This is a genomic window from Nocardioides sp. YIM B13467 (genome assembly GCF_042788075.1).
Classification (GTDB): Bacteria; Actinomycetota; Actinomycetes; order Propionibacteriales; family Nocardioidaceae; genus Nocardioides.
Window position 1 is genome coordinate 4,510,651 of the sequence record NZ_JBHZPJ010000046.1, and the last position, 14,340, is coordinate 4,524,990.

Annotated in this window: 11 protein-coding genes; 6 read left to right on the top strand and 5 right to left on the bottom strand. The window is 69.4% G+C overall.

Features of this window, described 5'->3' with window-relative positions:
* Positions 1–1,179: an alpha/beta fold hydrolase gene (locus tag ACFX43_RS28920; RefSeq protein WP_378840541.1), complete on the bottom strand. Its 1,179-nt coding sequence runs from the start codon at positions 1,177–1,179 to the stop codon at positions 1–3.
* Positions 1,180–1,339: 160 nt separating this feature from the next.
* Here ACFX43_RS28920 and ACFX43_RS28925 point away from each other — a divergent pair, with 160 nt between their 5' ends.
* Together ACFX43_RS28925 and ACFX43_RS28930 are read left to right on the top strand one after the other, a co-directional pair.
* Positions 1,340–2,218: a glycerophosphodiester phosphodiesterase family protein gene (locus ACFX43_RS28925; protein WP_378840545.1), complete on the top strand. Its 879-nt coding sequence runs from the start codon at positions 1,340–1,342 to the stop codon at positions 2,216–2,218.
* A 29-nt stretch (positions 2,219–2,247) separates the two neighbouring features.
* Positions 2,248–2,868 (top strand): TetR/AcrR family transcriptional regulator, encoded by a 621-nt coding sequence (locus tag ACFX43_RS28930; RefSeq protein WP_378840548.1) that lies wholly within the window; start codon positions 2,248–2,250, stop codon positions 2,866–2,868.
* A 702-nt stretch (positions 2,869–3,570) separates the two neighbouring features.
* Here ACFX43_RS28930 and ACFX43_RS28935 read toward each other — a convergent pair.
* The 3 genes from ACFX43_RS28935 to ACFX43_RS28945 form a co-directional block, all read right to left on the bottom strand.
* Positions 3,571–4,845: a DUF222 domain-containing protein gene (locus ACFX43_RS28935; RefSeq protein WP_378840551.1), complete on the bottom strand. Its 1,275-nt coding sequence runs from the start codon at positions 4,843–4,845 to the stop codon at positions 3,571–3,573.
* Between the two features lie 407 nt (positions 4,846–5,252).
* Entirely contained in the window at positions 5,253–5,507 is a 255-nt protein-coding gene (locus tag ACFX43_RS28940; protein WP_378840554.1) for a hypothetical protein, read from the bottom strand.
* On the bottom strand, positions 5,504–6,802 hold the full coding sequence (locus ACFX43_RS28945; protein WP_378840559.1) for a PspC domain-containing protein: 1,299 nt from the start codon (positions 6,800–6,802) through the stop codon (positions 5,504–5,506). Before ACFX43_RS28945 ends, ACFX43_RS28940 begins: the two co-directional genes overlap by 4 nt.
* Positions 6,803–6,926: 124 nt before the next feature.
* Here ACFX43_RS28945 and ACFX43_RS28950 point away from each other — a divergent pair, with 124 nt between their 5' ends.
* Positions 6,927–8,267 (top strand): PspC domain-containing protein, encoded by a 1,341-nt coding sequence (locus tag ACFX43_RS28950; RefSeq protein ID WP_378840564.1) that lies wholly within the window; start codon positions 6,927–6,929, stop codon positions 8,265–8,267.
* On the top strand, positions 8,264–8,911 hold the full coding sequence (locus ACFX43_RS28955; protein ID WP_091052906.1) for a response regulator transcription factor: 648 nt from the start codon (positions 8,264–8,266) through the stop codon (positions 8,909–8,911). Before ACFX43_RS28950 ends, ACFX43_RS28955 begins: the two co-directional genes overlap by 4 nt.
* Positions 8,912–8,916: 5 nt before the next feature.
* Here the strand turns inward: ACFX43_RS28955 and ACFX43_RS28960 are convergent, their stop codons facing one another.
* Positions 8,917–11,187 carry a SulP family inorganic anion transporter gene (locus ACFX43_RS28960; RefSeq protein WP_378840569.1) on the bottom strand — a complete coding sequence of 757 codons (2,271 nt, stop codon included), beginning with the start codon at positions 11,185–11,187 and terminating at the stop codon, positions 8,917–8,919.
* A gap of 170 nt (positions 11,188–11,357) precedes the next feature.
* Here ACFX43_RS28960 and ACFX43_RS28965 point away from each other — a divergent pair, with 170 nt between their 5' ends.
* Positions 11,358–11,720: a hypothetical protein gene (locus ACFX43_RS28965; RefSeq protein ID WP_350719670.1), complete on the top strand. Its 363-nt coding sequence runs from the start codon at positions 11,358–11,360 to the stop codon at positions 11,718–11,720.
* 62 nt (positions 11,721–11,782) lie between these two features.
* Entirely contained in the window at positions 11,783–14,242 is a 2,460-nt protein-coding gene (pcrA, locus tag ACFX43_RS28970) for a DNA helicase PcrA (protein WP_378840576.1), read from the top strand.
* Positions 14,243–14,340: the final 98 nt, after the last annotated feature.

Here is a 14,340-nt window from a genome sequence, read left to right on the forward strand (position 1 = left end):
TCAGAGCTCGAGCAGCGGCACGAGAGCGCGAGCGAACTCCGCGGGAACCGCACTTGCGCCCACGTGGTTGCCGGGCATGTCGATCAAGGGTCGGTCCAGCAGCGCGGCCAGGGCCTGGGCCGCCCGTCGCGCCATCTGGTGATGGCTCAGCGTGCCGGCGCACACGGTCAGCCGGGCTCGACGGATGACCTCGATATCGGGCTCGTAGAAGACGCTGGGGCCGGCCATCTGGCCAAGGAAGTAGCGGTTCTTGTCGAGTTCCTCGGTCGGTAGCTCCGGCAACGCGATATGCGCGGGAGGCACCTGATCCTGGCCTGTGTGGTGGGCGGCGCCGCTGAGGTCGAAGAACTCCTGCACGGCTTGCTGAGGATCAGTCGTCGCGACCGCGAATGCCGATGCTGCGCGGGCAGCGAGGGTGGAATCGTCCAGCAGAGTGATCAGGGGCGGCTCGTGCAGCAAGGCCGATGCAATGATCTCGGGATGCTGCTTGGCCAGCTCGAGAAGGGTGACAGCTCCGCCGCTCGTACCGACGAAGAGCGCCGGCGCACCGGTGAATGCGTCGACCAGTGCGGCAAGGTCTTCAGCGAGGACCTCGGGCGTTGGCGCAGCCATTCCAGGCGTGACGCGACTGGCCCCGATGCCGCGAGGATCATGGGTGACGACGGTGAACTGCCCCGCCAGCTCCTCCGCGAGAGCTGCAAACCCGGCTCGCCCTGCCGGGGCTCCGACGAGGAAGAGCAGTGGCCCCTTCCCCTGGACGCTGTAAGTGATCCTCGTGTCGGGCCGCTCGAGGACGTTCACCGAGCCGGTTGCTCGATCGGTGTAGTCCGCGATCTTGCGGCTGATCACCTCGAGGGCCCGGTCCAACGCCTCACGGCGCTCTTCGACACGACGGCGATGCGCGGTGAGCAGCTCCAGCCGCAACCGCGACGGGTCGGTGACCTCGGCTTCGGCTCCGGTGAACTGCGCGATGTCGGCCAGGGGCATTCCTGTCTCGCGTAAGTGGACCAGCATGCGGACCAGGTCGACATCAGCCGCAACGTACTGACGGCGCCCAGAAGCGTCACGCCGAGGGGCAGGCAAGATCCCCTGCCTCTCGAAGTACCGCAGGGTGTCGGGTTCTAGGCCGGTACGCGCGGCGACCTCACCGATGCCGAACTGCACTTCTTGCTCGCTCATGGTGCAAGCCTCCGACCTGGACCGCGGTTCAGGTCAAATGGATCTCCGAACCGCAACCCGAGCTCGAGCTCCACCGAACCTCCGAACGGCCCGCCGCTCGTAACGTCCCATTCACATTGTGCCCGCCACGGCTTCGCTGCCGGCACGCACGCTTGGCGACATGGCATCGGCCCACCGCCCCCTTGTGATCGGCCATCGCGGAGCACCCGGCTATCTGCCGGAGCACTCCTTGGAGTCCTACCGTCTGGCGCTGCGCCAGGGCGTGGACGCGCTCGAGACGGACGTGGTGATGACGAGCGACGGGGTGATGGTGCTCCGACACGAGAACGAGCTCTCCCGCACCACGGACGTGGCCTCGCGCCTGGAGTTCGCGGAGCGGCGTACGACCAAGGTGATCAGCGGCAAGAAGTGGACCGGCTGGTTCACCGAGGACTTCACCTTCCCCGAACTGCTCAGCCTCGGGGCGCCGACGACCAGCCAGCCGATCATCACCCTCGACACGCTGCTGCTGCTCGTCGCCGACGAGTCGCAGCGCCGCGGGCGGCGGGTCGGGCTGCACGTAGAGGTCAAGCACCCGACGTACTTCGCCTCCATCGGCTTGCCCGTCACCGAGACCCTGCTGCAGACCCTCGCCGACCACGGCGTCGACGCCTGGAACAGCCTCCCGGGCCTGCCCGCCCAACGGCTGTGGCTGCAGAGCTTCGACGAGGCGTGGGTGCGGGAGATGAGCACCCGCGCCGACCTCCCGCTGGTGCAGCTGGTCGACAAGAAGTGGGGCGCGGTCGACTGCGCGGAGATCGCGACGTACGCCCAGGCCATCGGCCCCAAGAAGTCGATGGTCCGCAAGAAGGGGCAGCCCGCGACCGGCTTGGCCGACGAGGCCCACCGGCACGGCCTGAAGGTCTTCGTGTGGACCCTGAAAGCGGGCCGCGACCAGGCCAATCGCCTCTTCGAGGCCGGAGTCGACGGGGTGTTCGCCGACTACCCGAACCGTCCGATCGCGGCCTTGGCCGACATCACACAGGTACAAACCGCCTGAGGCTGGCGCTCGCGCGTAGGGTTTGGGGCATGCCGCCCCTCAATGCGGACCGCGCGGTCCTGATCGCTGCTCGGGAGGTCCTGCTCAGGGACCCCCGCGCGACCATGGCCGCGGTCGCGGAGGAGGCCGGAATGGGAGTGGCCGGGCTCTATCGCCGCTACGCCAACAAGCAAGCGCTGCTGCGGGCCGTCGCCGCCGACAGCTACCGCCGCTACATCGCCTTCGCGGAGGCGGCTCTGAGCGACACCGACGACCCGTGGCTCGCGTTCACGGGCTTCCTGCGCCAAGTGCTCGACGACGGACTCCCGCGGCTCACCCTCGCCCTGCGCGACGAGGTCAGCTTCGACCAGGGCCTGCGTGACCTGGACAAACTCGCCGTCGACACCACCAACCGCCTCCTGCGCGGCGCCCGTGGCAGCGGCATCCTCCGCCCCGACGTCACCCGCGCCGACATCACCGTTCTCCTCGAGCAGATCAGTCGCATCGAGGTAGGAGACGACGTACGCAGCGCCGCCCTGCGCCGCCGATATCTTGCTCTCGTCTGCGACGGCCTGCGTGCCGAGGCAGCCAGTCGCCGCCTCCCCGGTCCGCCGCCACACGAGGCCGAGCTGATCGGGCGATGGGCGGGGGAGATCTCGAGCGTCTCCTAGGCTGCCGGTTTCGTTGTCGAGCTTCGTCGGTCTTGGTTTGGTCTCGGTTCGCCGCGCTGGAAGTGGCCGTGGCTTGTTTCGGGGTTCGCCGCCGACCCTTGGTTCGATTGTTTCTCGATCGCGTACCGCGTCAAGGACGGGCTTCGCCCGCCGGCTTCGCCGGTCGCCTGCGGCGATCCTTGACCCGGCGCGCGATCGAGAAGATTTGGCCTGTATCGGGTCGGCGGCGAGGGTGTGGCGCAGCGGATTCAGGTGGGCACGGGTTTGGGGGCTGTGTGCTGGTCGTGCGCGCCGGCGGGTCGCGCCTCGTGGGTGCCTACGGCAGTGGGCGCGACCTTGTGAACCGTTCACAAGCGGGCAGTTGTTCTTGGCCGGGGTGGGTTCGGTGCCGGTCGGGTCGCGAGTTTCCCACTGATCGGGAGAGTTCCCCACGGGTGCGGAGGTTCCCCATGCTCCGGAGCGCGGGGAAACTCCGCTGCAGGGGGAAGTGTTCCCGCCAGCTGGGAACGGCGCGCGTGGAGTCGAGAAGGTGGCCGGAACGCTGGTTGGGCACCAGGACAGGGGCCCTCAGCGAGAGCCGAGACCGGTCGACGGTTGGAGTCGTCGGGCCCGGTGGCAGGGCCCGGTGGCGGGGCCCGGTGGCGGGGCCCGGTGGCGGGGCCCGGTGGCGGGGCCTGGTGGTGTGGTTCCTCGCCCCGCCGGTCAGGGGCGTCGGGTGAACCTGATGGTGCCGTCGGGTAGTCGCTCATGGGTATAGCCGGGTGCGTGGGCGAGGCGGTGATGGTGGGGACACAACAAGGCCCCGTCTTTGAGGTCTGTCTTGCCGCCGGCGGCCCAGGGGTCGAGGTGGTGGGCGTCGCACCACTCCGGTGGCATGTCGCAGCCTTCGGCCTGGCAGCACTTGTGCTGCAACCGGAGTGCTTTGCGTTGGATCGGCTGGAAGAACCTGCTGCCACGGCCGGCATCGAGGACCTCACCGTCACCACCGAGCACCCAGGGAATGATGGTCGCGCTGCACGCCATCCGCCTCGCCTCAGCCGCGCTGATGGTGGTGCCGTTGGTCTCGTCGTAGCCCAGGGTGGCGATGCCGAGGTCCTTGCGGAGGTCGTCGAGGGAGATCACCACGTTGACCACGGTGGCGTCGCCACCGTGACGGGGCAGGGCGGCCGGGTCGACGGTCTCGAGCAGTCGGGCGAAGCCCTGACCCATCAACCGCTCCCACGGCGGCAACGGCGCACCCTTGGCGACGAGCTGCTGCTTGCGGGGCTGGGCGTGGGCCTCGACCAGCCGTTTGAACCGCATCCCGATCGAGGTCGGCAGCGCGCCGTCGAACCCGATGGTGCCGTCGTGGTTGTCCCAGACTCGTAGGGCGGTCTTCTGGTGGGCGCGTTCTTCCTCGGCGAGGAGGGCTTTGGCTTCGGCGTCTTCGAACCGGGCCGGGTCGATCTCAGCCAGGATCCGTTTGCCGACGATCCGGAGCTCGTTGGCGGTCAGGCGATCGGCGTAGTCGACCAGGAGCTTCTCGGCCAGAACCAGGTCCTCGGCACTGGTGACCGGATTGGCCTCGATCTTGTCCAGGGCCTGGGTGATCACCCTGGCCTTGTCCAGAGACACCACACCGTCCGCCAGACCAGCAGCGACGAGCTCGTACTTCTCGACACTCGCGGCAAGTTTGATCTGGGACCGGGCGACGGCCTTGTCGACCAATAACTCGGCCCGCATCCACCCCGACGCATCCTTTGCGCCGGTCTCTTCGGCGATGTCGCCGGCCGTGGCCAGCACCCGGAGTTTCAACGCGGCTTGCTGGGCCTGGAGTTTCTCCAAGCGTTCCAGGAGGTCCTTCTTCTGTCCGGTGCGCCAGTAGGCGGGGTCGGTTGCTAGCAGGTCTTGGAGGGCGGTCTCGATGGCCTTCAGGGCAGCGTCGATCGCGGCGCCGGGGTTGGTGCCCCAGTGGTCGATCGAGCGGCCGAGACTCATCGCCATCCTCCCCTTCAGAGGTGTGCTGTGATGGGTCTGATTCTACGCCGTCGGCCCTTACCTGGCTATCTATTTTCCCAGGTCAACCACTGTTTTCGCGGTGAGCGAACGGACTAGCATCTGTGGATGGTAAGTGGCCCGAAGGGCCACCCTTGCGCCCATCAACCTCACCTTTCCCAGGCAAGAGTCCGCTGCGCCACACCCCGGCCGCCGCCCCGATAGCCAGCCAAATCTTTTCTCGACGGGCCCCGGTGTCAAGGATCGCCGCAGGCGACCGGCGAAGCCGGCGGCCGAAGGCCGTCCTTTACTCCGGGGACCGTCGAGAAGACCCTCAAGAACGGGTCGGCGGCCCACCCCAACCCCGAAAAACGATCCCGCAGAGACGACAAACGCCCCCGCGAAGAGAGTCAGCTCTTCCTGAGCAGCGCCGCGAGGAGGCCGATGGAGCCGCCGACGATCCAGGGGAGCGGGAGGAGCCAACGGAGGTCCTCGATGCTGTGGATGACGACCGTGCCGCTGACGATCAGGGCCCACACGACGACGAAGACGAGGAAGGCGAGCCCCATGACCAGGTGGCCGATGTTGACCGGGTGCCGGCCGGTGGGCTTCGGCGGTTGAGCCTGGTCCTCGAAGCGTGGCGGCGGGGCGTAGTCGTAGCTCATGGGTTGGTCCTCTCGGCCGTTCCGACGAAGGCGGCGGCTCGGGGGTCGCTCTCCTCGAAGACCTTGATCGCGCCGACGTCAGCCGTGGTGGTCAGGTGGAGGTCGGCGTCATCGGCGAGACCGGGTTCGCTGCCTTCCTTCCCGGCGACATGGGTGCGGGCCAGGTTGAACCCGCCGACGTCGCTGCGGGTCTCGTCGAAGATCTGCGCCTCCCCGAGTGCGCCGACCGAGGCGTCCACGGAAACGGTGGCGTCGTCGGGGACGATCACGGTGATCTCGCCGAAGGAGCTGTTGATGTCGAGCTCGCGACCGTCGAGCGTCTTCGCGTCGATGGCGCTCATGTCCAGCATGATCTCCCCGGCGTCGACCTGGTAGGACGACTCCAGCATCGCGACGCTCCGCGGATGGGACTCGATGCTGCTGCCGGTGTCGATGTTCGAGGGGTCGATCATGGTGAGCGGCAGCGCGGCGAGCGCCAGCAAGCCGAGGAAGATCAGTCCGCCGGCCCGGCCCCAGAAGGCGCCGAGCACGAGGAAGCCACCGAAGACGGCCAGGAGCGCCGCCGGGTAGGCGCTGGTCGGCACCGGTGCCCAGTCGGCGACGTCGACGAGCCCGAGGACACCGACCACCAGCGCGGCGACCGCGACGGCGCGGCCGAACAGCAGCGGCGGGCGCCGCCGACCGGCCAGGGTGACAGGCGCGTTGGGATCGTAGGATCCGGGCGGCCACGGCGCCGGAAGAGTACGCGTCTGAGCTGCGGGAACGTCCATGCTCGTGGTTGAAGAAGACGAGGCCGGGGACGGGGGAGGTCCGCCGCGCTTGCGGCCCCACTTGCCGCGGTTGGCGTACCAGAGCGCGACCACCCCGAGCACCGCGAGCCAGAACCAGGGGACGCTGGTGTCGCCGAACGCGTCGCCGAGCAGTGAGATCGCCGCGATCCCGCCGGCGATCCAGAGCAGGAGGTTGCGGGCAGGCGGCCCGACGGGAATCATCCCGTCCTCGGCACCTTCCTCGGGCACCAGCACCCAGGCTGCGACGTACACGATCCCACCGGCGCCCCCGAAGAACACCGCCACCACCAGCAACACCCGCACCAGCAGTGGGTCGACGTCGAAGTGGCGTGCGATCCCACCCGCGACGCCGGCGATGTGCCGTCCCTCCGGAGAGGCATGGGTCGTACGCCGCAGCCCACTGAGGTTGCGCAGCTGCTCGACACTGGGGCGGGCGCGCTCCTCGGAGACAGGCGATGGCGGCTCCGGGTTGGGAGGCAGCGGCGCCTCGGGCGGGATCGTCACACCCCTACTCTGACTCCTCCGCACGCCGCAGACCATCAGGGACGGCCCTGAGTTCTCGACGAGCAAGGATCAGGGTGAATCCTCATGGCACACACCCACGGTTGGTGTGACGATGGATGTCATCATGACGACATCCCATGCCACGGCGGAGCTGACGGCACCGCCCCCGGAGCGCGCAGGCCCTATGGCTTCGGGCTCCGCTTCAGCGGTACGCCGCGCCTACCGCGACACCGACGCGTCGGTGATCGGCGGGGTGGCCGCGGGCCTGGCCGAACACCTCGGCCTGCCGGTGCTCGCCGTGCGGGCGTTCTTCGTGGTGACCGCCGTGTTCAGCGGCTTCGGCGTGCTGCTCTACGCCGCCCTGTGGATCTTCGTCCCCGCCGCGCCTCTCCTGGAGCAGTCCACACCAGGCGGTGAGAGCGCGACCCGCGGTGGCCGCCGCCCCGCCGCGCGTTCGGGTGGCGTCGACAAGGGCCCGGCGATCGCGCTGCTCGCCCTCGGGTTCGGCGCCGTGGTGCTCTTCGACACCCTGCTCGGAGCCGGTGCGCTGATCTGGCCGGCGATGCTCGGCGTCGCCGGCGTCGCGCTGCTGTGGCGCCAGGCAGACGCCGCCCAGCGAGAGCGCTGGATCGACGGCACCGGCCGCCTCGACCTGGTTCGGATGGTCTTCGGCAAGGGCGGCTGGCGGGCGTACGTCCGGGTCGGAGTCGGCGTCGGGCTGATGCTCTTCGCGGTGATCCTCGCCGGCGGCCAGCTCGACTTCGGCAACGCCACCGCGCTGATCATCGCCGGGCTGATCGTGCTCGGCGCGGGCTTCCTTGTCGTCGGGCCGTGGATGCACCAGCTCGCCAGCGATCTGGGCAGCGAGCGCGAGGAGCGGATCCGGAGCCAGGAGCGCGCCGACATGGCCGCTCACCTGCACGACTCCGTCCTTCAGACCCTCGCCCTGATCCAGCGCAACTCCGGCGATCCCGCGATGGTGCAGAAGCTGGCCCGCGCCCAGGAGCGCGACCTGCGGGAGTGGCTCTTCTCGACTCCTGCCGAGGCCGACGAGACGTTCGCGGCCGCGCTGAAGGCGGCCACCGCCGAGGTCGAGGACGCCCACGGCGTGACCGTCGACGTGGTGGTCGTCGGCGACGGCCCCTTCGACGAGACGGTGCGCCCGATCGTCGCCGCCACCCGCGAGGCGGTCACCAATGCTGCCAAGCACGCCGGCACCGGACGGGTCGACGTCTACGCTGAGGCGACGGAGGAGGCCTTCGAGGTCTTCGTCCGCGACCGGGGAGCCGGCTTCGTCGTCGACGAGGTCTCCGCCGACCGGCACGGCGTGCGCGACAGCATCATCGACCGGATGTCGCGCCACGGCGGCAGCGCTGTGGTGAGATCGTCTCCGGGAGAGGGCACCGAGGTGCGGCTGAAGCAGCCGCGGACCGGCAACACACATTCTGGAGAGGAACGACGATGAGTGAGGTCAAGGTCGTCATCGTCGACGACCATGCGATGTTCCGCACCGGCGTGCGCGCCGAGCTGAGCCGGTCGCCGGTGATCCGGATCGTCGGGGAGGCCGAGGATGTCGACACCGCGGTCAAGGCGATCGCCGAGGGCAAGCCCGACGTGGTGCTGCTCGACGTACATCTTCCAGGTGGGGGCGGTGTCGAGGTGATGCGCAAGGCGCCCGCCGTCGACGGCTCGCCGCGCTACCTCGCGCTGTCGGTCTCCGACGCGGCCGAGGACGTCATCGGCACCATCCGCGGCGGTGCCCGCGGCTACGTCACCAAGACCATCACCGGCGCCGAGCTGGTCGCCGCGATCCAGCGGGTGTCCGGCGGCGACGCGGTCTTCTCACCGCGTCTGGCCGGCTTCGTGCTCGACGCCTTCGCGGGCACCATCGCCATCGCCGACATCGACGAGGACCTCGACCGTCTGACCGAACGAGAGCGCGAGGTGATGCGCCTCATCGCCCGTGGCTACTCCTACAAGGAGGTCGCCGGCGAGCTGTTCATCTCGATCAAGACGGTCGAGACCCACATGTCCAACGTGCTGCGCAAGCTGCAGCTGTCGAGCCGTCACGAGCTCACTCGCTGGGCCAACGACCGCCGCCTGCTCTAGATCGTCTACGCGGGCTCCGGCGGGCGAGCCTCCATCAGGTGGGCGAGCTCGTCGGTCTCTGCGTCGGTGAGCGTCGTGAACCCGTCTCCTCGCAGGATCTGCAGCGTGCCGTCGGAGATGTCCAGGAACAGCCCCACGAGACGTACGTCCCGGCCTGCCAGGAGCTCCCCGAGGCGATCGATCATGACCGCGACGTTGACCTGGGAGACCTGGTCGACCTCGCTCCGGCCGGCCGCGGCGGCCGCGGCGCCGACCGGGTGCCCGGCCTGCCACTCCTGGATCGCCGGAGCGGCGTGGCGCAGCCAGTCGCCGACCGGTCCGGCGGGGACTTCCCCGGCACGGGTGCTCTCCAGCGCCGAGGTGATCGCCCCGCAGCGGGAGTGGCCGCAGACGACGACGGTGTTGATGCCGAGGTCGTCCACGCCGAAGAGCATCGGCGCCGCGACCGAGCTGTCCGGGCTACCGGGCTCGGGTACGAGGTTGCCCATGGTGCGCACGGTCAGCAGGTCGCCCGGGCCGCTCGAGGTGATCAGGTTCGGCACCACCCGGGAATCGACGCAGGTCAGGAAGACGGCGTGCGGCTCCTGGCCGTCGGCAAGCCCCTCGTAGACCGGGCGTAGCGGTGCCGCGTGGCGGCGGTGGTACTCCCGGACGCCGAGGGCCAGCGGGTGATGCCGGTCGGTGCGGTCGGCACGTACGTCCTGCCAGGCGCCCCACGGCAGCAGGCCGCGTGGGCTGATCGGAGGCGCCTTCAGCGCGCGCTCCTGGCGGGGTGCCTCCTCGCCGTGGGGTCCGGAGTGCTCGACGAGCACGGTGCCGCCGGCGGCCTCGTAGCGGGCGCGCCAGTGGTCGAGCTGGTCGCGCCCGGCCGGGTCGAGGTAGTCGACGAGGAGGTCGAGCTCGACGACCTGGCCTTCCGGGATCTCGTCGAGCCTGCTCACCAGCGTCGGTGTCGCCAGGAACGAGAGGCTGCCGTGCACCTCGACCAGCCACTTCTCGCGGCCGTCGGCGGCCTGGCCGGCCATACGTACGTCGATCCGCACATGGACCAGGCGCCACAGCACCAGGACCAGGGCGGCGATCAGGCCGATCAGGACACCTTCGATGAGGTTGAGCGCGAGCACTCCCGCGATGGTGAGGCCGTAGATCCACAGCTCGCCGCGGGCGTGCGCCTGGGAGATGTCGGCGGGCCGGACCAGGCCGGTGCCCATCATGATCAGCAGCCCGGCCAGGGCGGCGAGCGGGATCTGCTCCACGAGTCCGACCAGGACGAGGGCGAAGAGGAGCACCCAGACGCCGTGCAGGATCGCGGACGCGCGGGTGCGGGCTCCGGCGGCGACGTTGGTCGAGCTGCGCACGATGACGCCGGTGACCGGGAGGCCGCCCAGAGCACCGGAGGCGGTGTTGGCCAGGCCCTGGCCGACGAGCTCGCGGTTGAGGTTGCTGCGCGGGCCGCCGTGCAGCTTGTCCACGGCGACCGCCGAGAGCAGGCTCTCGACGCTCGCGATCAGGGCGACGGTGAGCACCGCGCCGGCCACCGCGAGCGGGGTGCCCTCCGGGAGCGCGACCGAGCCGATCTCGTCGAGCAGGTCACCACCGAGCTCGACCCGCTCGGCGCCGGGCAGCCATGCCGCGGCGAGCAGGGTGAGCGCGACGATGGCAACCAGCTGGCCGGGCACCGCGCGGACCCGCTGGGGTAGCCGGGGCCAGACGAGCAGGATGCCGATCACCCCGAGCCCGGCCAGGATCGCGTGGATGTTGGGCTGCTGCGCGTTGCCGACGATGTGCTCGAGGTTCTCGAACGCGCTGGACTGGGAGCGGCCGCCGAGAGCGACGTTGAGCTGGCCGAGGACGATCGAGATGCCGATCGCGGCCAGCATCGCGCTGACCACGGTCGGAGAGATCGCCAGCGCGTAGCGACCGAGCCGGGTGGCACCGAGCACGACCTGGAGAATTCCGGCCATCACCGTGATCGCACAGGTCGCCTCCCAGCCGAACTCGGCGACCGTCTCTGCGACGACGACGGTGAGACCCGCGGCCGGGCCGCTGACCTGCAGTGGTGAGCCGCCGAAGAGGCCGGCGACGATGCCGCCCGCCGCAGCGGCGATCAGGCCCGCGGCGACAGGTGCACCGGAGGCGACGGCGATGCCGAGCGAGAGCGGCACGGCGACGAGGAAGACGACCAGCGAGGCCGGTACGTCGAAGCGAATGATCTGGCGGAGCTGATCGAGCGGTCTGGACCCGCCAGTGGGCAGGGTCGGGTTGGGTGATGACACGTCAGAATCCTCCTTGCGGAGCCGAGAGCGATGGTGGCGGTCACGGTGAGAGTAGGCAGACGTCGCCGAATTCCCCAAGGCGAATGTGACCAAAATCGTGTGATCGTTCGAAAACGTGCCGAAGCGGTACCGCGTGGTGGGCTCCGAAGCGGTGGCTCTAGTCTTTGCCCATGGAGATCGTGCGGCACATCCTGCTCGTCATTCACCTGCTCGGCTTCGCAGCGCTCTTCGGCGGCCTGCTGGTGCAGATCAAGACCCCTGACAAGGTCGCCAACGGCCTCATGCGCGACGGCTCCGGCACCGCGTTCCTCGCCGGTCTGCTGCTCGTCGGCGTCCTCGAGATGGGCGATGGTCCGGTCGACCACGCCAAGGTCGGCGTGAAGCTCGTGATCGGCCTGGTCATCCTCGGCCTGGTGATGTCGCAGCTGCGCAAGCCCAAGATCTCCGACGGGCTCTACTGGACGATCTTCGGGCTGACGATCATCAACGTCTGCGTGGCGGTCTTCTGGTCCTCCGCGCACGTCGCTGCCTGACGGTTCTCACAGGGCCCGCCGACCCGTGACTTGTCGGTGCCAGCCCCTAGGCTGGAGGCAGCATGAGTACGCCTGACCAGACCCCTGTCGCAACCATTCCGGGCCTCGAGGCCTTCGCCTCGGCGCAGCCGGCCGACGAGCCGCGTACGAAACGGCGTGGCCCGAGCACCGAGGAGCTCCTCGACGGGCTCAACGAGCCCCAGAAGGCCGCGGTGCAGCACCAGGGAGCACCTCTCCTGGTCGTCGCGGGTGCGGGGTCGGGCAAGACCCGCGTGCTGACCCGGCGGATCGCGTGGCTGATCTCGCAGCGCGGCGCCCACCCCGGCAGCATCCTGGCGATCACCTTCACCAACAAGGCCGCGGCCGAGATGAAGGAGCGCGTCGAGGCCCTGGTCGGCAAGCGCGCCCGGATCATGTGGGTCTCCACGTTCCACAGCGCCTGCGTGCGGATCCTCCGCAAGGAGATCGACAAGGTCGGGCTGAAGTCCAACTTCTCCATCTACGACGCCCAGGACCAGAAGCGGCTGATGCAGCTGGTGCTCAGCGATCTCGACCTCGACCCGCGCCACTACCAGCCCGGCCAGGTGCTCAACTGGGTCAGCGACCAGAAGAACGAGCTGCGCGACGTCGAGGCGGCCGAGAAGGACGCGCGCAACCACCTCGAGCAGACCTACGTGGCGGCCTACAAGGAGTATCAGAAGCGTCTGCGGCAGGCGAACGCCCTCGACTTCGACGACCTGATCATGTCGACGGTCGAGCTCTTCCGGACCTACCCGGAGGTGCGCGAGGTCTACCGGCGCCGCTTCCGGCATGTGCTGGTGGACGAATACCAGGACACCAACCACGCTCAGTACGCCCTGGTCCACGAGCTCTGCGCCGACCGGATGGACGACACCGCGCTGACCGACACCTACGCCGAGGACACCCCGCGCGCCGAGCCGGCCGAGCTGATGGTGGTCGGTGACGCCGACCAGTCGATCTACGCCTTCCGCGGCGCCAACATCCGCAACATCCTCGACTTCGAGCAGGACTTCCCCAACGCGACCACCATCCTGCTGGAGCAGAACTACCGCTCCACCCAGACGATCCTCACCGCCGCCAACGCGGTCATCAAGCACAACAAGGGTCGCAAGGAGAAGGCGCTGTGGAGCGACGCCGGCAACGGCGACCGCATCGTCGGCTACGTCGCCGACGACGAGCGCGACGAGGCCCGGTTCGTCTCCGACGAGATCGACAAGCTGGTCGACGGTGGGCTCAAGGCCGCCGACGTCGCCGTCTTCTACCGCACCAACGCTCAGTCGCGTGTCTTCGAGGAGGTGTTCATCCGCACCGGCCAGCCCTACAAGGTCGTCGGCGGTGTGCGCTTCTACGAGCGCAAGGAAGTACGCGACGCCCTGGCCTACCTGCGCACCCTGGCCAACCCCGACGACCAGGTCTCGCTCCGAAGGATCCTCAACACCCCCAAGCGGGGCATCGGTGACCGCGCCGTGGCCTGCGTCAACGCGCTCGCCGAGCGCGACGGCCTGACCTTCTGGGATGCGCTGCAGAAGGCCGAGGACGCCCCCGGTCTGGCCACCCGCAGCCTGACCAACATCAAGGCCTTCGTCGCGATGGTCGAAGAGCTGCTGCAGATGGTCGCCGCCGGCGAGCGGGCCGACGTCATCCTGGAGACGGTGCTCGACCGATCGGGCTACCTCGCCTCGCTCGAGGAGTCCGACGACCCGCAGGACGAGACCCGCGTGGAGAACCTCGCCGAGCTCGTCGCCGTGGCCCGTGAGTTCTCCGACGATCCGGTCGCGGCCCCGAGCGCCGACCCGGCCGATGTCGACGCAGGCACGGTCGAGCCCGGACTCCGCGACTTCCTGGAGCGCGTCGCCCTGGTCGCCGACACCGACCAGATCCCCGACGACGAGGACGGCGTGGTCACCCTGATGACGCTCCACACCGCCAAGGGCCTGGAGTTCCCCGCGGTCTTCCTCACCGGCATGGAGGACGGCGTCTTCCCGCACTCCCGGGCCCTCGGTGACGGCACCGAGCTCGAGGAGGAGCGCCGCCTGGCCTACGTCGGCATCACCCGCGCCGAGAAGCGCCTCTTCATCTCACGTGCCGTGGTCCGGTCCGCGTGGGGCGCTCCCTCGCACAACCCCGGCAGCCGTTTCCTCGACGAGCTCCCGGTCGACCTGGTCGACTGGCGACGCACGGAGAAGGAGATGTCCTCGTGGGGCCGGCCGAACTTCGCCAACGACAGCTGGGGCGGCGGCCAGCGTCTCGGCCAGCCCACGGCCGCCGGTCGCCGCAACTTCTCCTCGGCCGCGCTGCGCGCCGATGTCGCGGCCAAGTCGAAGCCGGCTCGTGAGGTGCCCTCGCTCGACCCGGGCGACCGGGTCACCCACGACTCCTTCGGCCTCGGCACCGTCGTCACCATCGAGGGCTCGGGCGACAAGCAGGTCGCGAGCATCGACTTCGGCGACACCGGCGTCAAGCGCCTCCTGCTCCGCTACGCCCCGGTCGAGAAGCTCTAGTCACGCCGAGTCGGCTCGTCCTGACAGAGATCAGCGTCGAGTCGGCTCGTCCTCACCCGAAATCCCGCCGAGTCGGCTCGTCATAACGAGCCGACTGG

Coding starts and splice junctions, on each gene's coding strand:
- ACFX43_RS28920 (WP_378840541.1), bottom strand. CDS start 1,179: ATGAGCGAGCAAGAAGTGCAGTTCGGCATCGGTGAGGTCGCCGCGCGT.
- ACFX43_RS28925 (WP_378840545.1), top strand. CDS start 1,340: ATGGCATCGGCCCACCGCCCCCTTGTGATCGGCCATCGCGGAGCACCC.
- ACFX43_RS28930 (WP_378840548.1), top strand. CDS start 2,248: ATGCCGCCCCTCAATGCGGACCGCGCGGTCCTGATCGCTGCTCGGGAG.
- ACFX43_RS28935 (WP_378840551.1), bottom strand. CDS start 4,845: ATGAGTCTCGGCCGCTCGATCGACCACTGGGGCACCAACCCCGGCGCC.
- ACFX43_RS28940 (WP_378840554.1), bottom strand. CDS start 5,507: ATGAGCTACGACTACGCCCCGCCGCCACGCTTCGAGGACCAGGCTCAA.
- ACFX43_RS28950 (WP_378840564.1), top strand. CDS start 6,927: ATGACGACATCCCATGCCACGGCGGAGCTGACGGCACCGCCCCCGGAG.
- ACFX43_RS28955 (WP_091052906.1), top strand. CDS start 8,264: ATGAGTGAGGTCAAGGTCGTCATCGTCGACGACCATGCGATGTTCCGC.
- ACFX43_RS28965 (WP_350719670.1), top strand. CDS start 11,358: ATGGAGATCGTGCGGCACATCCTGCTCGTCATTCACCTGCTCGGCTTC.
- pcrA (WP_378840576.1), top strand. CDS start 11,783: ATGAGTACGCCTGACCAGACCCCTGTCGCAACCATTCCGGGCCTCGAG.